A 17,572-nucleotide genomic window follows, 5' to 3' on the forward strand; every position below is an offset into this window, starting at 1 on the left:
TAAAACATGAAACAAGGACGTTTTATATTAGAGCCGGAACGCTTCTGCGTGTGGCAAGAAGTGAAAGTGATGAACAGTTTCCCGCAGCGCTTAGTCGGTATGCTGATGCAAGGTGGACTGCCCCGGGGCCAAGCCTATTGGTTTCCGAGTTGCACTGCTGTGCATAGTTGGGGCATGCAGTTTGCCATGGACATTGTCGGACTTGATGCTCAGCAACGAATTGTTGCGGTACGCCGCAACGTTCAGCCTGGCGTGATGATTCGTTTACGAGGAACGCGCTCGATTATCGAATGTGAATCAGGTTTTCCTTATCCTCTGGAGCAATGGTGTGGACGCCAGCTGCATTTTGAAGAGCATGAGGTGGACTATGCCGTGGAGTAAGCTTTGGCTAACGATTGTCCTGTTGCTGGCTGGCTGCCAGAGTACTCCCAAGGCGGCGCAGCAATTCGACTCTAACTTAGAACAGCAGCGCCAGGTTGCGATGCAGGCTTATCGTCAGGGGGATTATCATCTTGCCCAGGGGTTACTGCAAAAGTTGGCTGCCCATCCCGTTGCTGACCCTCAGGCAGCTTGTTTTCTCGGGGCTATTTACTTTCGCCAGCATGAGTATCATGCGGCGTTGAACAGCTTTGAGAGCTGTCGGGAGCAGCAACCGGAACAACTTGAAATTTGGTTTAATTCCGCGGCAATCCATTTACGCCTAGCCTCAGAGCTCTTACTGACTGGGAAGAGTTATGCCCGGCTCGATGCCAGTGCCAAACCTGTTGGGCTTGAGCGTAATTATAATGAGCTGCTGCAAGCGCTGTTGCGCTTGCAGCGCATCGCAACTGCGGAGGCCAGTGTTTTATGAATAGGCCCAACGGCTTTGTGCTGCCAATTATCGTACTACTGCTCACTTTCATGGCGTTGATCTGGGCCCATACTTCGACCCCTGTAGATCCACTAACGGATGATCAGCGGTTAATGCAGCGCTATCAGGATGAGATTCTGTTTTGGCAAAAAGCAGTACTGGCCTATTCGTTCGAATATGATCGGGTTCCTCTTAGCGCTTTTATTTTAGCCAATACCTATGATCTGGAGTTGCCGGTAAGTACTGAAAGCGGCGGCGATCGGGATTTTAGTGTGGACGGACTCGGATTACTAAGCGGTAGCTTTAATTTGAGACTACACAACTTGCCTGCCGAACTCCTGGCGGAACTCAATGAGGAGTATTCACCTTATGTGAGTGTCGATGCCATCGATCGGTTAAATATACCTGTCCTGTACATCGACGATTGGCTTTTTTCTGAACGATTACTGCCCCGGGTCGCCAGGGTTTATGCAGACAGATTTGCCAGCGACCTTGAGTTAGACCAGCAGGGGATAACCCGGATCTTTAGGCTTAACGGTGACAGCGTACTTGGACAGCTGAGCCTGACGCACTTAAGCTCTATCAACGAGCTCACAGCCGAGACAGTCTTGATTCAGGATATTCAGACCAGCGGCGCACTTGTGGGTGGCCATGACTTTGGTAGCGCCCTGATGCAATTCGAGCAATTGGAGCAGGCCATGCGATCCTGCCTGGCTCCAACTGGGGGCTGCTTGAATTAGTGGTCTTTATCGCTGTACTGCTCTGGTTTTTTTCGTAGGTCGCGCGTATTTTCAGTCATCTCCAACTCCAGATGAAGACCGGCCTTGGCCAGCAAATGTGCACTAATGGGAGCCGTCAAAAAGAGAAAGATTGCGATGAGCAGTTCGTGCAGGCTGAGTGAATCAGTGACAGAGAAATACAGCATCGACGCAATAATCACACTGCCAACACCAAGCGTGGTGTTTTTGGTAGGCGCGTGCAGACGAGCCATAAAGTCAGGTAGCCGAAGCAGCCCTAGCGAACCAATAAAGGCAAAGCTGGACCCCAGCACCAAAAAGAAGGATATGAGTAAATCAGCCCATTGTGGTAAGTCTGTCATGTTAGCTCCTTCCTTACTCGATGATATCGCCACGTAAAAGAAATTTTGCCGCTGCAACGGTGCCGATAAAGCCCAGCATTGCGATCAAAAGCGCTGCCTCAAAATAGAAGGCGGTATTGTGCCAGACCCCCAACAATATAAGTAATGCCAACGAATTAATATAAATCGTGTCGAGGGCCAGAATGCGATCGGGAAGGTTTGGACCCCGAATAAGGCGTATGAAGTTCATTAACAGTGATAGCCCAAAAAGTCCGAAGGCAAACTGCAGAGCGTAGACTAACATTGGAAGATCTCCTTCAGCCGGCGTTCATAGCGCTGTTTAATTTGTTGCACAGTAGCATCTGCGTCCTGCACATTTAGTGCGTGGATAAGCAAGCTACGGCCATCGCGGGCAAGTTCGGCAGAAATTGTTCCAGGTGTCAGACTAATGGTACTGGCTAAGATCGTAATTGGTACAGAGCCTGTCACATCAAGAGGAAACTCGATAAGCGCAGGTTGAATACGTTTCTTTGGCATCAGAATGATAGCTGCAATATTAAAGTTTGACAGAATTATATCGACCAGCAGAATCAGAAAATATTGCACCGCCAGTAAAGGTCGATGCAAGGTGGTAGGGTACTCACGCGCTCGCATCGTATACAGAGGAATAATTACTGCCAGGATTAACCCCAGCAAGGTCACGCCAAACGAAACGGTATTCTGCAGCAACAGCCAGAACAGTAATAAAAAGAGGCTCCACCATGGAGCAGGAATTAGCTTACTCATCAGGACCTCCAGTTGGTAAAACCGAAGAAATGTATTCAAACGGCGTGGTCAACTGAATCGCAATAGCATCGGTGTATTTTGAGATAGGTTGAGCAAACACGGTTAACGCGACAGCGCTAAGCAAAAGCATAACTACCGATGCGTGTTGCCATTTTGGATGTGTGGTTTCATTGGGCTTACCTTCAAAGGTATGCCAGAACATGCGACTGCCAGCGCGAGAGAGAGCGATCATCATCAGGAAAGTCGCGCCGAGAATAAGCGGCCAAAGGAATACTACCTGAGCGCCTGTGCGCGCTGCTTCCAGAATAAATAATTTACTGACGAAGCCAGAAAGAGGGGGCATGCCAATAACGGTTATGGCGGCCAGGAAGAACAGGCCCCCCAGCAGATTGTGCTGTGCCATCTTACGGCCTTTGACAATCCGGGATGCTGTTTTGCCTCTTTGTTCGGCAATTAAGTCAGCCAGCAGGAATAAGGCAGCTGTGACCAACGTGGAATGCACGAGATAGAAAAGCAGTGCACCGATGGCATCGGTGTGCCCCAGGCTTAGTGTGGTCAGCATGGTCCCAACAGAGACCAGCACCAGATAGGCAACAACGAGCCTGAGATCGCGGCTGCCAAGCACACCCAAAGCACCGATGAAGATGGTAAATAAGCCCAGCCACCATAACCAGTCCTGCGCCAGATTTGAAGACTCACCAGCGTCGGCACCAAAAATCATCGTGAAGACTCGAATAATGGCGTAAATACCCACTTTGGTCATGATGGCGAAAAGCGCGGCAACGGTCCCTGTGGTATTTGCGTAAGCCTGCGGTAGCCAAAAGTAGAGTGGCAACAGTGCTGCTTTTAAGCCAAATACAACAAAGAGTAGCATGCCACCGGCGCGAGCCAGCGCGGCGTCGTCGCCTTCTAGTACTGCGACTTTACCCGCCATATCGGCCATATTTAGCGTTCCGGTAATCCCGTAAAGGACACCAAGGCTGATGAGGAATAATGCTGAACCCGTCAGGTTAAGCACCACATAATGCAATGTTGCGCGTAACTTTAGCTTGCCTCCACCGTGCATCAACAAGGCGTAGCTGGAAATGAGCAGAATTTCAAAAAAGACGAAGAGGTTGAAAAGGTCGCCGGTTAAAAAGGCACCCATAATACCCAGGATCTGAAACTGGTATAAGGCCTGAAAATGCGAGCCGAGATTATCCTCTCCATGGCAGGCAAAAATCAGTACAGGCAGCGCAAGAACAGCGGTAAGAGCTACCATTAATGCGGCTAGTTTATCGGCCACCAGAACGATACCAAAAGGTGCTTGCCAGCTACCTAACGCATAAACCAGAACTTCATCCTGAACACTGCCTACCAGCCAGATGGCGGTGATCAGCGTCAGCGAAGAAGCTGTGATGCCGATGATTCGCCGATACCGTTGTGGATTATCGCCCCACGGCAATAACTGCAATAGCGCAGCAAACAAAGGTATAAGAATAGGTAAAATTACCAGATGGTTTGCAAGCATTAACGCTGTCCTTCTTGCTCAGCATAATTAGAGTCATTCACTTCGTCTGAACCTATTTCGCCACGTACGCGGACGGCCAAAATAATCGAGTAAGCGGTCATCGCAAAGCCGATAACAATCGCTGTTAGCACCAGTGCCTGCGGAAGCGGGTCGCTGCTACTCTCGCTTAAGCCCACAAGAGGTAATTCATTTACGGTCAGACGTCCGGTGGAAAACAAAAATAAATTGACGGCGTAGGACAGCATCGTTATCCCGATGACAATTGGAAACGAGCGGCCGCGCAAGATCAAAAACACACTACACGCAGTCAAAGTGCCGACAGTAATTGCATACAAAGTTTCCATTAATAGCCCTCCTGACGCGGACGATGGCGCGTGGTCATCTGTCCGAAGTTGGCCAGTATCATTAGGGTCGCACCAATAACGGTAAGGTACACGCCCAGGTCAAATAAAATCGCAGTTGCAAGTTCAAACTTCCCAACCAGTGGCCAATGCACGTAGGTGAAACTTGAAGTTAGGAAGTTATGGTCGAAGAACCAGCTTCCCACGCCAGTAAAGAGTGCAATCATTACCCCCACTGAGGTCAGCGTCTGATAGTTATAATCAAAGCGTGATTTCACCCAGTCGACACCGTTGGCGATGTATTGCAGAATCATTGCGGCTGCCGTCACCAGGCCGGCAATGAAACCACCGCCTGGTAAGTTGTGACCGCGCAGGAAGATGTACACCGAGACCATCAGCGCCAACGGCAAAATCGCCTGGGCAACGGTTTGCACCATCAGCGGGTGCTTGACACGATGCCAGGGTCGACCATCAACATCGCTTGATGGCATAAAGGGCCGCAGATTATTGAGTAGCTTGTGGATACCCGCTGCAGCGATCGCTAACACAGTGATCTCGCCCAGGGTATCAAAGCCACGGAAGTCGACAAGAATGACGTTTACCACATTGGTACCGCCACCGCCTGGCACTGAGTTCGCCAAAAAGAAGTCGGAGATACTCTCAAACGGCCGGGTTATGAGTGCGTAGTTGAGGGTGCCCACGATACCGCCAATGGAACCTGCCAGAAGCACGTCGCGAGCGACCCGCCGGCCACTTGAAGCGCGGGGGATTCGCTGTGGCATGAAGAAAAGCGCCAGAATCATCAGAATAATACTGACCACCTCGACCACTAACTGGGTCATGGCTAAATCCGGTGCGGAAAAGTGAATAAAGCTCAGCGAAACGACCAGCCCCACCACCGATAGCATCATGAGGGAGGTCAGCCGTTGCCTGTGTAGCATTGCCGTAGCCAGAGCCGCGAGCATTAATATAACGGCACCGACCAGGCTAATGGCGTCTATGGGGAGCTGTGGCCGGTCGCCTGTCAGCTGGCGCACAGCGGCAAGTTCAGGCACCACCAGCACCAGGGTAAAGACTAATAACAGGGCAATGTAGCGTTGCAAAGAGCCATTTTCGATGCGCTGCATCATGTCATCACAAAACCGCGTGGTAGCGCTGAGAATTTTGGCAAAAATCTCTTTTGCGTCGTGCGGGTCAAACTGCCGACTAAAGGTCAGCAACTCTGAGCGTCCGACATAGATAACTATACCGCCAACCAGGGCCAGCGCACTCATTAACAGAGGCATATTAAAGCCATGCCAGATTGCGATATCGAGCGTGGTTTCAGACAGCGTCACAGCACTTACTGCTGGCGTGAGGATATCAGCGGCAAGCAGCATTGGTGCAACACCTACGCCGATACAAAGCACGGCAAAGACGATGACGGGGAAGCGCATCATCAGTGGTGGCTCATGCGGCTTCTTCGGTAAATCATGTGGCGGCTCCTGGAAAAATACGTCGTGCACAAAGCGAACCGAGTAGGCAACGGAGAGCATGGCGCCCAGCGTCGCTAGCACCGGGACGAACCAGGATAAAGCGCCAAACAGATCTTGCTGATAGGCTTCGGCAAAAAACATTTCTTTAGAGAGGAAGCCGTTAAAGAATGGAATTCCTGCCATGGCAGCCGAGGTAATGACGGCCAGGACCATAGTGAACGGCATCGCTTTTCTGAGGCCACTTAATTTGCGCATATCACGACTACCGGTTTCATGGTCAATGATGCCGGCAATCATAAACAGACCTGCTTTGAAGGTCGCGTGGTTGATAATATGGAATAACGCAGCGACGACTGCGCCGGCGCTGCCCAGACCAAGTAACATGGTGATCAGGCCAAGGTGACTAATGGTCGAGAACGCCAATAAGCCTTTTAAGTCGGTCTTCAGCAGGGCGAAATAAGCGCCGAAGAGCAGGGTAGCCAGACCGGTTAAGGTGACAATAGTGAACCACTCAGGAGTACCACCAAGCACCGGTAACAGGCGAGCCATTAAGAAGATGCCGGCCTTGACCATGGTCGCGGAGTGTAAGTACGCACTTACCGGCGTAGGTGCCGCCATCGCATGGGGCAGCCAGAATTGGAACGGAAACTGTGCCGACTTGGTAAATGCACCGAGTAACACGAGAATCAATATAGGTAAGTAAAGCTCATGCTCACGGATGGTGTCGGCGGCGGCAAACACAGCATCAAGCTGGTAACTGCCCACGATACTGCCAATTAACAGGATCCCTGCCAAAAGCGCGAGACCGCCGGCGCCGGTGATTGCTAATGCCATGCGAGCACCGCGGCGCGCTGTGCTTTGATGGAACCAGTAGCCGATCAATAAAAATGACGAGACGCTGGTTAATTCCCAGAAGAACCACATCAGGATGAGGTTATCGGCGGTAACTATGCCAAGCATAGAGCCCATAAATAACAGTAAACACGAGAAAAATCGTGGTGCGCTGTCTTTTTGGCTTAAATAGTAATGCGCATAGATAATGACGAGTAGACCGATAATGAGAATCAAACCCGCAAACAATAACGCCAGCCCGTCCAGCCGAAAAGCTATATGCAGTCCAAGGGTTGGTAGCCACTCGGCAAAATAGAGTGTGGTATCGCCAGCCAGGGCCACCGGCGCCTCTACCACCAGTAACGCCAGACTAAGCACGGTTACGGCGGCGGTAGCCAGTGTGATATGGAGTCGAGCACGCCCCGCCAAAAGCAGTGGAATAACTGCACCAATAAATGGCAAGAAAACGATCGCTGCTAGATTCATTTCACCTCGTTACCTTCTAAATGGGGGTTATCAGTTACCACTGAGACCGTTCAGATAAGATTGAATTTACCACTTCGATCAGCTGCTTGCCAACTGAATCGGTCGCAGCCTACGGTACTTCCAACCCGCCGGTCGCGTTTTTCGAACTCATAAATAAGTAGGGCGAATCGATAAAAATTTAATAGCTGTGCATGCCTTTATTTGATAGAGTAGCAACGTCTCGGGACAGGACTGATCCACAATAAATTTTGGCCCCGAAACATCCCACAAGAAAATCCTACTTAGTACTATCATCTGCATTTTTTATCTGTTACAATTCGCCGCCCTTTTTATAAGGGAAAATCTTTTATTCTCTATGATTTGTTCGGCAAATTGTCGCGAATAAAAGGACGGACAACGACCCGAGAGGGTCTGTTTAATTAATCAAGCGGAGCACTGCAATGATCCAAATGCAAACTACACTGGACGTGGCCGATAACTCGGGCGCTCGCAGCGTACAATGTATTAAGGTTCTGGGTGGCTCGCACCGCCGTTACGCGAATATCGGCGACATCATTAAAGTTTCTGTTAAAGAAGCAATTCCTCGCGGTAAAGTGAAGAAAGGTGATGTTGTTAACGCGGTGGTCGTTCGCACCAGAAAAGGCGTCCGTCGTCAAGACGGGTCAGTCATCCGTTTTGACCGCAACGCGGCTGTATTGTTGAATAACAACCAACAGCCTATTGGCACTCGTATCTTTGGACCAGTGACTCGTGAATTGCGCTCTGAGCAATTTATGAAGATTGTTTCTCTGGCACCAGAAGTACTGTAAGGAGTCAGTTATGGCGGCAAAAATAAAACGTGATGACGAAGTAGTAGTCCTGGCAGGTAAAGACAAAGGCAAGCGTGGTAAAGTGCTGAAAGTCGACACCGCTAAAAGTCGTGTTTTCGTTGAAGGCGTAAACATCGTTAAGAAACACCAGAAGCCAAATCCGGCTTTAGGCGTTGCTGGCGGTGTGATTGAGCAAGAAGCTTCAATCGACGTTTCTAACGTAGCGGTTTATAACCCAGAGACTGGTAAAGCAGATCGTGTTGGTTTCAAATTTGAAGACGGCAAAAAAGTTCGTTTCTTCAAATCAAACAACGCAATCATTTAATTTTTAATTTGGAGTTTTACGATGGCGAAACTGCATGATTTTTACAAAGAATCAGTAGTTCCTGAACTGGTTAAACAGTTCGGCTACAACAGCGTCATGCAAGTCCCTCGGATTGAAAAAATCACCCTTAACATGGGTGTTGGTGAAGCTCTGGCTGACAAAAAGATTCTCGACAACGCAGCGGCAGACCTGGAAGCAATTTCTGGTCAACGTCCGATTAAAACTGTAGCTCGTAAATCTGTCGCTGGCTTCAAAATCCGTGAAGGCTACCCAATTGGCTGTAAAGTGACTCTGCGTGGCGAGCGTATGTGGGACTTTTTGCAACGTTTAATTACGATTGCTATCCCGCGTGTTCGTGACTTCCGTGGTTTGAACCCGAAATCATTCGACGGACGTGGAAACTATAGTATGGGTGTGCGTGAGCAAATCATTTTCCCTGAAATTGACTATGACAAAGTCGATCGGGTACGTGGTTTAGATATCACTATCACTACAACTGCTGGCACCGACGACGAAGCTCACGCTTTGCTGTCTGCCTTTAGCTTCCCGTTCAAGAAGTAAGGTGTAGAGTTATGGCTAAAGAAGCAATGAAAATGCGTGAGCTCAAGCGTCAAAAGCTTGCAGCTAAATACGCAGAGAAACGCATCGCACTTAAAAATGTGATCAGCGATCCGAGTACTTCGGACGAAGAGCGTTGGGAAGCCGTGCTGAAATTGCAAAGTCTTCCTCGTGATTCGAGCCCAAGCCGTCAGCGTAACCGCTGCCGCGTTACGGGCCGCCCACACGGTTTCTTACGTAAATTCGGCATGAGCCGTATTAAAGTACGTGAGAAAGCTATGCGCGGTGAAATTCCTGGCTTGAAAAAAGCTAGCTGGTAAGCCACGAGTCACGGGAGAAAGCAAATATGAGCATGCAAGATCCAATTGCGGATATGTTCACTCGCATCCGCAACGCTCAGGGTGCTAACAAAGTTGCCGTGCGCATGCCTGCTTCTAAACAGAAAGTGGCGATTGCCCAAGTTCTTAAAGAAGAAGGTTATATCACGGATTTCGGCGTATCTGGCGAAGTGAAAGCTGAGCTTGAAGTAACGTTGAAATACTTTGAAGGCAAGCCTGTTATCGAATCAATTGAGCGCGTAAGTCGCCCTGGTCTGCGTATCTATAAGAAACGCAACGAACTACCTAAAGTAATGGGTGGTTTAGGTGTGGCTGTCGTCTCAACTTCTAAAGGCCTGATGACCGACCGTGCCGCTCGCAATGCGGGTCTTGGCGGGGAAGTTATCGGTTACGTAGCGTAACGAGGAGTTAGGAAATGTCACGAGTTGCTAAAGCACCGATTGCCATTCCTGCTGGCGTTGAAGTTACGCTAAATGGCCAGGAAGTGACAATTAAAGGTGCCAAAGGCTCATTGAGCCGTGTAGTTAACGACGCTGTTGAATTAGTTCAAGAAGACGGCGTTTTACGTACAGTCGCTCGCGAAGGTGTTGCAAATTCCAACGCCCAAGCCGGTACCGCACGTGCGTTACTACAAAACATGGTGGTTGGTGTTGCGCAAGGTTATGAGCGCAAGCTGCAGTTGGTTGGTGTTGGTTACCGTGCAAATACTGCCGGTTCTAAACTCAACTTAACACTGGGCTTCTCTCATCCTGTTGTCTTCGATATTCCGGAAGGAATTACTATCGAAGTCCCAGCACAAACTGAAGTAGTCGTTAAGGGTGTAGACAAGCAGTTAGTGGGTCAAGTTGCCGCTAACATTCGCGCGTACCGTAAGCCTGAACCTTACAAAGGTAAGGGTGTACGTTACGCCGATGAGCAAGTACGCCGTAAAGAAGCCAAGAAAAAGTAAGGTAAGACGATGGACAAGAAAACAGCTCGCTTACGCCGCGCTACTCGCGCACGTAAGAAAATGCTTGAGTTGGGTGCAAACCGCCTGGTCGTTCACCGTACACCACGGCATATTTACGCACAGCTCATTGCACCGAACGGTTCTGAAGTACTGGCAACAGCATCAACTGTTGAAAAATCTGTTCGCGATGCGGTTAAAGCAACCGGCAACGTCGATGCAGCAAAAACAGTTGGTAAGCTGATCGCTGAACGAGCGATTGAAAAAGGCGTGAAAACCGTCGCTTTCGATCGCAGTGGTTTCCGTTATCACGGACGTGTCGCCGCTTTGGCCGACGCTGCTCGTGAAGCTGGACTTCAGTTCTAGGAGACGAACATGGCAAATGCAAATGTAGAAGCTCAACAAAGTGACCTGCAAGAAAAGCTGATCACAGTAAATCGTGTAGCGAAGGTTGTTAAAGGTGGTCGCATCTTTAGCTTCACTGCACTGACTGTGGTTGGTGATGGTCAGGGTAAAGTGGGTTTCGGTTATGGTAAAGCACGTGAAGTTCCAGCTGCTATTCAAAAGGCAATGGAAAAAGCACGTCGCAACATGGTAACCGTGCAGCTGAAAGGCGATACCTTACAGCACCCTGTTAAAGGCCGTCACTCAGGTTCACAGGTATTCATGCAGCCAGCCTCTGAAGGTACAGGTATCATCGCCGGTGGTGCGATGCGTGCAGTACTAGAAGTAGCAGGCGTGCACAACGTGCTGTCAAAAGCATATGGTTCAACCAACCCAATCAACGTTGTACGTGCCACAATCAAGGCACTTCACGACATGAAGTCGCCTGAGCAAGTCGCGGCTAAGCGTGGATTGCGCGTTGAAGAAATTCTGGGGTAGTGAACAATGGCGAATAAGACAATCAAAGTAACACAGACGCGTAGCTCAATCGGTCGTTTACCGAAGCATAAAGCTACTCTACGTGGTCTTGGTCTACGCCGCATTGGTCACACGGTCGAGCTGGAAGATACTCCAGCCGTCCGCGGCATGGTGAACCAAGTCACTTACATGGTAAAGGTGGAGGACTAATACGATGTTCTTGAACTCAATCTCCCCTGCACCTGGTGCTAAAACCAGCAAAAAACGTGTTGGACGTGGTATTGGCTCAGGCTTAGGAAAAACTGGTGGACGTGGTCATAAAGGCCAGAAGTCGCGTTCAGGCGGCTCAGTGAAACCAGGTTTCGAAGGCGGTCAAATGCCAATTCAGCGTCGCTTGCCGAAGTTCGGTTTTACTTCACGTAAGTCATTCGTGACTGCAGAAGTGAACCTGGCTGAGATAGCGAAAGTTGCTGGCGATACTGTAAACATGGCGAGCCTGAAAGAAGCTGGCTTGATTCGCAATGACATCTTGCATGTTAAAGTGATCAAATCAGGCGAAATCAGTCGTGCCGTTTCAGTACAAGGCATTAAGGTCACCAAAGGCGCCCGCGAAGCTATTGAAGCTGCTGGCGGCAAAATCGAAGGATAGAGCAAATGGCTAAACCAGGATTGGAATCTAACAGAGCTCAAGGCGGCACCTCGGAACTTAAACGACGCTTGCTTTTTGTACTCGGCGCGTTAATCGTGTTCCGTGCGGGCTCCTTCGTGCCTATTCCTGGTATTGATGCCGCTGTATTGGCTCAGTTGTTTGATCAGCAAAAAGATACCATCGTTGCCATGTTTAACATGTTCAGCGGTGGTGCTCTTGAACGCGCATCGGTATTCGCTTTGGGTATCATGCCGTACATCACAGCCTCGATTATTATGCAGCTGGCTTCCGTGGTTCATCCACGTTTGGCCGAGCTTAAGAAAGAGGGTGAAGCTGGTCGTCGTAAGATTAGCCAATACACGCGTTGGGGTACTTTGGTACTTGCGACGTTCCAATCGATTGGTATAGCTACTGGCTTACCAAGTCTGATGCCTGGATTGGTTATCGATCCAAGCTTTGGATTCTACTTTACAGCGGTTGTGAGTTTGGTCACAGGAACTATGTTCCTGATGTGGCTAGGTGAACAAATCACTGAGCGTGGGATTGGTAACGGTATCTCTATTCTTATCTTCACCGGTATTGTTGCGGGCCTTCCGTCGGCTATTGGTCAGACGGCAGAGCAAGCACGTCAGGGTGATTTGCACTTATTGTTGTTATTGCTAATCGGTGTCATCGTATTCGCAGTGACGTATTTTGTTGTATTTGTCGAGCGCGGCCAACGCCGCATTGTGGTAAACTACGCAAAACGTCAGCAAGGCCGTAAGGTTTTTGCAGCGCAGAGTACTCACTTGCCATTGAAAGTTAATATGGCCGGTGTTATTCCACCGATTTTTGCATCGAGTATTATTTTGTTCCCAAGCACCATTGCAACCTGGTTTGGCCAGGGCGAAGGTATGGTAGCAAACTTCTTACAAGAGGTTTCGTTGACGCTGTCACCGGGACAACCCTTGTACGTAATGCTTTATGCTGCGGCAATTATCTTCTTCTGTTTCTTCTATACCGCGTTGGTATTTAACCCACGCGAGACAGCTGATAACTTGAAGAAGTCGGGAGCGTTTATCCCTGGGATTCGTCCAGGTGAGCAAACCTCGCGTTACATCGATAAGGTAATGACCCGTTTGACTCTTGCAGGCGCGTTATACATTACCTTTGTCTGTTTGGTTCCTGAGTTCATGATGATTGCATGGAACGTTCAGTTCTACTTTGGCGGTACATCACTATTGATTATCGTTGTTGTTATCATGGATTTTATGGCGCAGGTCCAGACCCATCTGATGTCTCATCAGTATGATTCGGTCCTGAAAAAAGCTAACCTTAAAGGCTTCGGCCGTTAAGGTTGGATAATTACGGAGTGTAGCAATGAAAGTTCGTGCTTCCGTGAAGAAAATCTGCCGTAACTGCAAAGTTATTAAGCGCAACGGTGTTGTGCGTGTAATTTGCAGTGACCCTAAGCACAAGCAACGGCAAGGTTAATTCGATGAAGAAGTCCGCGGCCTGGAAGAATTATTCTCGGCTGCGGCTTTGATATATTTGCAATCTGGCGACCGGTTGAGTATCCTAACGGGCTTTTCAAATCCGGTCACCCATAAACTAAAGGAGACGTGTTAGTGGCCCGTATCGCTGGCATTAACGTTCCTGACAATAAGCATGCAGTCATTGCCTTGACTGCGATCTATGGTATTGGTCGTACCCGTTCACAGCATATTCTTGCTGCGGTTGGTATCGAAGAAAATACTACAATCGGCTCTTTGTCAGAAGAAAAACTGGATCTACTTCGCGAAGCAGTAGGGAAGTTCGCTGTTGAAGGCGACCTTCGTCGTGAAGTATCGATGAATATTAAACGCTTGATGGATCTCGGATGTTTCCGTGGCCTTCGTCATCGTCGTGGCTTGCCTCTACGTGGACAGCGCACTAAAACCAATGCGCGCACCCGTAAAGGTCCGCGTAAACCAATTAAGAAGTAGGGAGTTGAGAAATGGCTAAACAACCAACTCGTACTCGTAAGCGCGTTAAAAAACAAGTCGCAGATGGCATGGCTCACATCCATGCATCTTTCAATAACACCATTGTGACCATTACTGACCGTCAAGGTAATGCGTTAGCATGGGCAACCGCAGGTGGTTCTGGTTTCCGTGGTTCACGTAAATCAACTCCGTTTGCTGCACAGGTTGCTGCTGAACGCGCAGGAGAAATGGCGAAGGAATATGGGTTGAAAAACCTAGAAGTGTTCGTTAAGGGCCCCGGTCCTGGTCGCGAATCATCGATTCGTGCATTGAACGCTGTAGGTTATCGCATCACTAACATTACTGATGTGACACCTATTCCTCACAACGGTTGTCGTCCGCCTAAGAAACGTCGCGTTTAATAGGCGCCAAACGATAGTTGGAGAAAGATCATGGCTAGATATTTGGGTCCAAAACTCAAACTGAGTCGTCGCGAAGGAACTGATTTGTTCCTGAAAAGCGGCGTACGCGCGATCGATACGAAATGTAAACTCGAGAGCGCTCCGGGTCAGCACGGTGCACGTCGTGGCCGCTTGTCTGATTACGGTTTACAGTTACGTGAAAAGCAAAAAGTACGTCGTATGTACGGTGTATTAGAAAAGCAATTCCGTAACTATTACAAAGAAGCTGCCCGTATTAAGGGCAACACTGGTGAGAACCTGCTGCAATTGCTCGAGCAACGTCTAGATAACGTTGTTTACCGCATGGGATTCGCGTCAACGCGAGCTGAAGCCCGTCAGTTGGTCAGCCACAAAGCAGTGGTAGTGAATGGCCAGGTAGTCAACATTCCGTCGTTCAAAGTTCGTCCGGAAGATGTTGTGTCCGTTCGCGAAAAAGCGAAAAAGCAGGCGCGCATCGCTGCTGCATTGGATCTCGCAGATCAGCGTGAGAAGCCAGTGTGGGTAGAAGTAGACGGGAACAAACTGGAAGGACAATTTAAACGTCTTCCAGAGCGTTCAGACTTGTCTGCTGAAATTAACGAACAGTTGATCGTAGAGCTTTACTCTAAGTAAAGCTTAAGCATAAAGAGAGGACACAATGCAGGGTTCTGTTACCGAATTCCTTAAGCCAAGGCTAGTCGACATTGAACAAATCAGCCCGACTCACGCAAAAGTGACGTTGGAGCCTCTTGAGCGTGGCTTTGGTCACACGCTGGGCAACGCGCTGCGCCGTATTTTGCTTTCTTCTATGCCAGGAGTGGCAGTGACGGAAGTTAAAATCGAAGGTGTGCAGCACGAGTACAGCAGCAAAGAGGGTGTTCAGGAAGATGTCATCGAAATCCTGCTGAACCTCAAAGGTCTGGCAGTTACCATGGAAGGTAAAGATGAAGCGATTCTGACCTTGAAAAAATCTGGAGCGGGCCCTGTCAAGGCTGGCGATATTACCCATGATGGGGATATCGAAATCATTAACTCTGATCACCTCATCTGTACTTTAACAGGTGACACTGAGATTGAGATGTCAATCAAAGTAGAGCGTGGTCGTGGTTATGTTCCAGCTTCGGCACGTCAGTCTGCTGACGATGAAGAGCGTCCGATCGGTCTTCTACTTGTTGACGCTTCTTTCAGTCCGGTTGAGCGCATTGCGTACAACGTTGACTCAGCTCGTGTTGAGCAACGTACCGACCTGGACAAACTGGTTATCGACATGGAAACGAATGGTACTCTGGATCCAGAGGAAGCTATTCGCCGCGCAGCTACAATTATGGCAGAGCAGTTAGAAGCCTTTGTTGAATTGCGTGACATGAGCGAACCGGAAGAGAAAGAAGAGAAACCGGAATTCGATCCGATTTTATTACGTCCGGTAGACGATTTGGAATTAACTGTGCGTTCTGCGAACTGTTTGAAAGCAGAAGCTATTCAGTACATTGGTGACTTAGTACAGCGCACCGAGGTTGAGTTATTGAAGACTCCAAACCTTGGTAAGAAATCGCTGACCGAGATCAAAGACGTACTTGCATCACGTGGGTTGTCTCTGGGCATGCGCCTGGAAAACTGGCCACCAGCAAGTCTTGCTGATCGCGACTAAGACATCTTTTACAGAGATTTACTGAGAAGGGTATAGGTATGCGCCATCGTAAGAGTGGTCGTCAACTCAACCGCAACAGCAGTCATCGCAAAGCGATGTTCAGCAACATGGCAAGCTCACTTGTCCGTCACGAAGTGATCAAAACGACACTTCCGAAAGCAAAAGAACTTCGTCGTGTGATTGAACCACTAATCACTTTAGCGAAACAAGACAGCGTTTCGAACCGTCGTTTGGCGTTCGCGCGCACTCGTGATAAAGATGTGGTTGGTAAATTGTTCAATGAATTGGGCCCGCGTTATCAAGAACGCGCAGGTGGTTACACTCGCATCATGAAGTGTGGCTTCCGCGCCGGTGACAACGCGCCAATGGCTTATGTTGAGCTAGTTGACCGTCCAGAAGTTGAAGCTACTGAAGCTGAAGAAGTTGCAGTAGAAGAGTAAGTTCTCCTAGTGAGATCAAAAAAGCCGCTCGATTGAGCGGCTTTTTTTTGTCTCGATTTTAAGTTCGATAGCTGATCTAGTTTTGTGGGGCTTTTTTAATTGCTGCGGCAAACTCATCATCATTGATACCGTGAGTCGCTGCTAGCGTTTGCAGCTCTTCATAATTCATGCCGGCGCGGTAAGCGCCTTTGATAACAGACATTGCTTCACCCTTGGTCTTTACCGGTGTGACTTCAGGATCTGAATCGCGCATCAGTGAGATAAGATCGTCTAACGATGTCAACAGATAATCCCCTAAAGCGGGGAGCACACTCAGGGTTGCATGGACGATGCCTTCAACCTGCTCGGGTTGCGACGCACTGGCTGATTGCATAATGCTATCGGCCATCTCTGGTTCAACCCGTACGGCGACGCGTACGAGTTCTTCTACATTAGTAGGATCGACACGGCTTGCTTCAGCAACGATCTCATCGGCGTAAGCAGGTTCTGCTTCGACGGCGATGCGGACCAGCTCCGTTGGTGGGGCGATTTTCAAATGCATGGCTACGGACAGGATATCCTGGGTAAAACCGGGTTCCGCATTAATAGCTGCTTTTATAATGTGTTCGTATTTCTTCGGGTAGCGTTCAAAGGCGGCGTGCAAGATAGGTTCAACATGCTGGGGGTAATTACTCATCAGGACCCGAACAGTACGAGTGACCGAGAAGTTGCGTTTCGTGTAATAACGAAACATTCGTAGATAAGTATTTACCAATCGCTTATTGTCTTCTGTCATCGTATATCCAACAGGTTCAGTTGGGGTAATACCATCACCGAAGTCCAAAGCTGAAGCGCTAAATGGGAGCATAAAGCTGGTAGCGAGAATAAACGCTGTAGTGGTTCTCATCTGTTGCGCACCTTTTCAATTATTTATTTTTAGCTAATTGCCGATGTTTATAGTTGTTCTTGCAAACGGCTAGCGTTAGAACATTAGCAATGTTTATAGACAATAGATAGTTAAAGAATGTTCAATCTGATTAAAAAAAAAGCAATTGAACAATAAATTGAAAAAAGATCTTGCACGGGCGGCGATGATCCTTATAATTCGCCGCCGTTGTCACCGAGGCATAAGCCGCAGTGACACGAGCCAGCAGCGCGAAGCGCTTGCAAAAAAAAGATCCGAAAGGATCTTGACGCTGGCCCCGGAAAGCGTAAAATACGCATCCCGCTTCAGAGTTCCCCAAGGGACTGAAGCGTCGCTCTTTAACAATATACCAAG

28 protein-coding genes are annotated in these 17,572 nt (G+C 49.0%); 20 read left to right on the forward strand and 8 right to left on the reverse strand.

The features are described 5' to 3' along the window. Positions 1-6 precede the first annotated feature (6 nt). Genes J6J34_RS11980 through J6J34_RS11990 form a run of 3 tightly spaced genes read left to right on the forward strand, consistent with a single transcriptional unit; the run spans position 7 to position 1,590 of the window. Positions 7-381, forward strand: coding sequence for a DUF192 domain-containing protein (locus J6J34_RS11980; RefSeq protein ID WP_301722182.1), 375 nt, complete (start codon positions 7-9; stop codon positions 379-381). Next, a complete protein-coding gene (locus J6J34_RS11985; RefSeq protein ID WP_301899097.1) occupies positions 368-850 on the forward strand; it encodes a hypothetical protein in 483 nt (160 codons plus the stop codon). Before J6J34_RS11980 ends, J6J34_RS11985 begins: the two co-directional genes overlap by 14 nt. Further along, positions 847-1,590 carry a hypothetical protein gene (locus J6J34_RS11990; RefSeq protein ID WP_301899098.1) on the forward strand — a complete coding sequence of 248 codons (744 nt, stop codon included), beginning with the start codon at positions 847-849 and terminating at the stop codon, positions 1,588-1,590. The genes J6J34_RS11985 and J6J34_RS11990 overlap by 4 nt, the downstream gene beginning before the upstream one ends. On the opposite strand, the gene J6J34_RS11995 is transcribed toward J6J34_RS11990, so the two are convergent. From J6J34_RS11995 to J6J34_RS12020, 6 genes are read right to left on the reverse strand one after another with little or no spacing between them, the layout of a single operon-like run. Then, positions 1,587-1,949: a Na+/H+ antiporter subunit G gene (locus J6J34_RS11995; protein WP_301722179.1), complete on the reverse strand. Its 363-nt coding sequence runs from the start codon at positions 1,947-1,949 to the stop codon at positions 1,587-1,589. The two genes, J6J34_RS11990 and J6J34_RS11995, sit on opposite strands and share 4 nt — an antisense overlap. A gap of 13 nt (positions 1,950-1,962) precedes the next feature. Next, entirely contained in the window at positions 1,963-2,232 is a 270-nt protein-coding gene (locus tag J6J34_RS12000) for a K+/H+ antiporter subunit F (RefSeq protein ID WP_301722178.1), read from the reverse strand. After that, complete coding sequence (locus J6J34_RS12005) at positions 2,226-2,714, reverse strand: Na+/H+ antiporter subunit E (RefSeq protein WP_301722177.1); 489 nt, start codon at positions 2,712-2,714, stop codon at positions 2,226-2,228. The genes J6J34_RS12000 and J6J34_RS12005 overlap by 7 nt, the downstream gene beginning before the upstream one ends. After that, entirely contained in the window at positions 2,707-4,224 is a 1,518-nt protein-coding gene (locus tag J6J34_RS12010) for a monovalent cation/H+ antiporter subunit D (RefSeq protein WP_301722176.1), read from the reverse strand. The genes J6J34_RS12005 and J6J34_RS12010 overlap by 8 nt, the downstream gene beginning before the upstream one ends. After that, entirely contained in the window at positions 4,224-4,568 is a 345-nt protein-coding gene (locus tag J6J34_RS12015; protein ID WP_301722175.1) for a Na+/H+ antiporter subunit C, read from the reverse strand. The genes J6J34_RS12010 and J6J34_RS12015 overlap by 1 nt, the downstream gene beginning before the upstream one ends. Beyond that, positions 4,568-7,357: a monovalent cation/H+ antiporter subunit A gene (locus tag J6J34_RS12020; protein ID WP_301899099.1), complete on the reverse strand. Its 2,790-nt coding sequence runs from the start codon at positions 7,355-7,357 to the stop codon at positions 4,568-4,570. Before J6J34_RS12020 ends, J6J34_RS12015 begins: the two co-directional genes overlap by 1 nt. Before the next feature lie 440 nt (positions 7,358-7,797). On the opposite strand from J6J34_RS12020, the gene rplN reads away from it, so the two are divergent. The 17 genes from rplN (at position 7,798) to rplQ (ending at position 16,314) form a co-directional block, all read left to right on the forward strand. Continuing rightward, positions 7,798-8,166, forward strand: coding sequence for a 50S ribosomal protein L14 (gene rplN / locus J6J34_RS12025; protein ID WP_126764556.1), 369 nt, complete (start codon positions 7,798-7,800; stop codon positions 8,164-8,166). Between the two features lie 10 nt (positions 8,167-8,176). Beyond that, on the forward strand, positions 8,177-8,491 hold the full coding sequence (gene rplX / locus J6J34_RS12030; protein WP_301722173.1) for a 50S ribosomal protein L24: 315 nt from the start codon (positions 8,177-8,179) through the stop codon (positions 8,489-8,491). A gap of 21 nt (positions 8,492-8,512) precedes the next feature. After that, positions 8,513-9,052, forward strand: coding sequence for a 50S ribosomal protein L5 (gene rplE, locus J6J34_RS12035; protein WP_126764558.1), 540 nt, complete (start codon positions 8,513-8,515; stop codon positions 9,050-9,052). Positions 9,053-9,063: 11 nt separating this feature from the next. Beyond that, on the forward strand, positions 9,064-9,369 hold the full coding sequence (gene rpsN, locus J6J34_RS12040) for a 30S ribosomal protein S14 (protein ID WP_301722172.1): 306 nt from the start codon (positions 9,064-9,066) through the stop codon (positions 9,367-9,369). Positions 9,370-9,395: 26 nt separating this feature from the next. Beyond that, positions 9,396-9,788 carry a 30S ribosomal protein S8 gene (gene rpsH, locus J6J34_RS12045; protein ID WP_301722171.1) on the forward strand — a complete coding sequence of 131 codons (393 nt, stop codon included), beginning with the start codon at positions 9,396-9,398 and terminating at the stop codon, positions 9,786-9,788. Positions 9,789-9,802: 14 nt separating this feature from the next. Further along, positions 9,803-10,336 (forward strand): 50S ribosomal protein L6, encoded by a 534-nt coding sequence (rplF, locus tag J6J34_RS12050; protein WP_301722170.1) that lies wholly within the window; start codon positions 9,803-9,805, stop codon positions 10,334-10,336. Between the two features lie 9 nt (positions 10,337-10,345). Then, positions 10,346-10,699, forward strand: coding sequence for a 50S ribosomal protein L18 (gene rplR / locus J6J34_RS12055; RefSeq protein ID WP_301722169.1), 354 nt, complete (start codon positions 10,346-10,348; stop codon positions 10,697-10,699). 9 nt (positions 10,700-10,708) lie between these two features. Next, a complete protein-coding gene (gene rpsE / locus J6J34_RS12060) occupies positions 10,709-11,215 on the forward strand; it encodes a 30S ribosomal protein S5 (RefSeq protein WP_301722168.1) in 507 nt (168 codons plus the stop codon). A 6-nt stretch (positions 11,216-11,221) separates the two neighbouring features. Continuing rightward, on the forward strand, positions 11,222-11,404 hold the full coding sequence (gene rpmD, locus J6J34_RS12065; RefSeq protein WP_126755500.1) for a 50S ribosomal protein L30: 183 nt from the start codon (positions 11,222-11,224) through the stop codon (positions 11,402-11,404). A gap of 4 nt (positions 11,405-11,408) precedes the next feature. Next, a complete protein-coding gene (gene rplO, locus J6J34_RS12070; RefSeq protein WP_301722167.1) occupies positions 11,409-11,843 on the forward strand; it encodes a 50S ribosomal protein L15 in 435 nt (144 codons plus the stop codon). Positions 11,844-11,848: 5 nt separating this feature from the next. Continuing rightward, complete coding sequence (secY, locus tag J6J34_RS12075; protein WP_301722166.1) at positions 11,849-13,177, forward strand: preprotein translocase subunit SecY; 1,329 nt, start codon at positions 11,849-11,851, stop codon at positions 13,175-13,177. Positions 13,178-13,202: 25 nt separating this feature from the next. Then, positions 13,203-13,316, forward strand: coding sequence for a 50S ribosomal protein L36 (rpmJ, locus tag J6J34_RS12080; RefSeq protein WP_055439830.1), 114 nt, complete (start codon positions 13,203-13,205; stop codon positions 13,314-13,316). 134 nt (positions 13,317-13,450) lie between these two features. Continuing rightward, the gene (rpsM, locus tag J6J34_RS12085; protein WP_173921348.1) at positions 13,451-13,807 is read left to right on the forward strand and encodes a 30S ribosomal protein S13; all 357 of its coding nucleotides are present in this window, start codon (positions 13,451-13,453) and stop codon (positions 13,805-13,807) included. A gap of 11 nt (positions 13,808-13,818) precedes the next feature. After that, entirely contained in the window at positions 13,819-14,208 is a 390-nt protein-coding gene (rpsK, locus tag J6J34_RS12090) for a 30S ribosomal protein S11 (protein WP_034734070.1), read from the forward strand. Between the two features lie 30 nt (positions 14,209-14,238). Continuing rightward, the gene (rpsD, locus tag J6J34_RS12095) at positions 14,239-14,859 is read left to right on the forward strand and encodes a 30S ribosomal protein S4 (protein WP_301722165.1); all 621 of its coding nucleotides are present in this window, start codon (positions 14,239-14,241) and stop codon (positions 14,857-14,859) included. A 25-nt stretch (positions 14,860-14,884) separates the two neighbouring features. Further along, entirely contained in the window at positions 14,885-15,874 is a 990-nt protein-coding gene (locus J6J34_RS12100) for a DNA-directed RNA polymerase subunit alpha (RefSeq protein ID WP_301722164.1), read from the forward strand. A 38-nt stretch (positions 15,875-15,912) separates the two neighbouring features. Continuing rightward, on the forward strand, positions 15,913-16,314 hold the full coding sequence (rplQ, locus tag J6J34_RS12105) for a 50S ribosomal protein L17 (protein ID WP_301722163.1): 402 nt from the start codon (positions 15,913-15,915) through the stop codon (positions 16,312-16,314). Between the two features lie 76 nt (positions 16,315-16,390). On the opposite strand, the gene J6J34_RS12110 is transcribed toward rplQ, so the two are convergent. Together J6J34_RS12110 and J6J34_RS12115 are read right to left on the reverse strand one after the other, a co-directional pair. Further along, a complete protein-coding gene (locus J6J34_RS12110) occupies positions 16,391-17,200 on the reverse strand; it encodes a hypothetical protein (RefSeq protein ID WP_301722162.1) in 810 nt (269 codons plus the stop codon). Positions 17,201-17,330: 130 nt separating this feature from the next. Next, a partial coding sequence (locus tag J6J34_RS12115) for a hypothetical protein (protein WP_301899100.1) occupies positions 17,331-17,572 on the reverse strand: 242 nt, incomplete at its 5' end.

The organism is Pseudidiomarina terrestris (genome assembly GCF_030466405.1).
Taxonomy (GTDB): Bacteria; Pseudomonadota; Gammaproteobacteria; order Enterobacterales; family Alteromonadaceae; genus Pseudidiomarina; species Pseudidiomarina terrestris.

Bases quoted from the DNA above. Each gene is read 5' to 3' on its own strand.
- J6J34_RS11980 (WP_301722182.1), top strand. From the start codon at position 7: ATGAAACAAGGACGTTTTATATTAGAGCCGGAACGCTTCTGCGTGTGG.
- J6J34_RS11985 (WP_301899097.1), top strand. From the start codon at position 368: ATGCCGTGGAGTAAGCTTTGGCTAACGATTGTCCTGTTGCTGGCTGGC.
- J6J34_RS11990 (WP_301899098.1), top strand. From the start codon at position 847: ATGAATAGGCCCAACGGCTTTGTGCTGCCAATTATCGTACTACTGCTC.
- J6J34_RS11995 (WP_301722179.1), bottom strand. From the start codon at position 1,949: ATGACAGACTTACCACAATGGGCTGATTTACTCATATCCTTCTTTTTG.
- J6J34_RS12000 (WP_301722178.1), bottom strand. From the start codon at position 2,232: ATGTTAGTCTACGCTCTGCAGTTTGCCTTCGGACTTTTTGGGCTATCA.
- J6J34_RS12005 (WP_301722177.1), bottom strand. From the start codon at position 2,714: ATGAGTAAGCTAATTCCTGCTCCATGGTGGAGCCTCTTTTTATTACTG.
- J6J34_RS12010 (WP_301722176.1), bottom strand. From the start codon at position 4,224: ATGCTTGCAAACCATCTGGTAATTTTACCTATTCTTATACCTTTGTTT.
- J6J34_RS12015 (WP_301722175.1), bottom strand. From the start codon at position 4,568: ATGGAAACTTTGTATGCAATTACTGTCGGCACTTTGACTGCGTGTAGT.
- J6J34_RS12020 (WP_301899099.1), bottom strand. From the start codon at position 7,357: ATGAATCTAGCAGCGATCGTTTTCTTGCCATTTATTGGTGCAGTTATT.
- rplN (WP_126764556.1), top strand. From the start codon at position 7,798: ATGATCCAAATGCAAACTACACTGGACGTGGCCGATAACTCGGGCGCT.
- rplX (WP_301722173.1), top strand. From the start codon at position 8,177: ATGGCGGCAAAAATAAAACGTGATGACGAAGTAGTAGTCCTGGCAGGT.
- rplE (WP_126764558.1), top strand. From the start codon at position 8,513: ATGGCGAAACTGCATGATTTTTACAAAGAATCAGTAGTTCCTGAACTG.
- rpsN (WP_301722172.1), top strand. From the start codon at position 9,064: ATGGCTAAAGAAGCAATGAAAATGCGTGAGCTCAAGCGTCAAAAGCTT.
- rpsH (WP_301722171.1), top strand. From the start codon at position 9,396: ATGAGCATGCAAGATCCAATTGCGGATATGTTCACTCGCATCCGCAAC.
- rplF (WP_301722170.1), top strand. From the start codon at position 9,803: ATGTCACGAGTTGCTAAAGCACCGATTGCCATTCCTGCTGGCGTTGAA.
- rplR (WP_301722169.1), top strand. From the start codon at position 10,346: ATGGACAAGAAAACAGCTCGCTTACGCCGCGCTACTCGCGCACGTAAG.
- rpsE (WP_301722168.1), top strand. From the start codon at position 10,709: ATGGCAAATGCAAATGTAGAAGCTCAACAAAGTGACCTGCAAGAAAAG.
- rpmD (WP_126755500.1), top strand. From the start codon at position 11,222: ATGGCGAATAAGACAATCAAAGTAACACAGACGCGTAGCTCAATCGGT.
- rplO (WP_301722167.1), top strand. From the start codon at position 11,409: ATGTTCTTGAACTCAATCTCCCCTGCACCTGGTGCTAAAACCAGCAAA.
- secY (WP_301722166.1), top strand. From the start codon at position 11,849: ATGGCTAAACCAGGATTGGAATCTAACAGAGCTCAAGGCGGCACCTCG.
- rpmJ (WP_055439830.1), top strand. From the start codon at position 13,203: ATGAAAGTTCGTGCTTCCGTGAAGAAAATCTGCCGTAACTGCAAAGTT.
- rpsK (WP_034734070.1), top strand. From the start codon at position 13,819: ATGGCTAAACAACCAACTCGTACTCGTAAGCGCGTTAAAAAACAAGTC.
- rpsD (WP_301722165.1), top strand. From the start codon at position 14,239: ATGGCTAGATATTTGGGTCCAAAACTCAAACTGAGTCGTCGCGAAGGA.
- J6J34_RS12100 (WP_301722164.1), top strand. From the start codon at position 14,885: ATGCAGGGTTCTGTTACCGAATTCCTTAAGCCAAGGCTAGTCGACATT.
- rplQ (WP_301722163.1), top strand. From the start codon at position 15,913: ATGCGCCATCGTAAGAGTGGTCGTCAACTCAACCGCAACAGCAGTCAT.
- J6J34_RS12110 (WP_301722162.1), bottom strand. From the start codon at position 17,200: ATGAGAACCACTACAGCGTTTATTCTCGCTACCAGCTTTATGCTCCCA.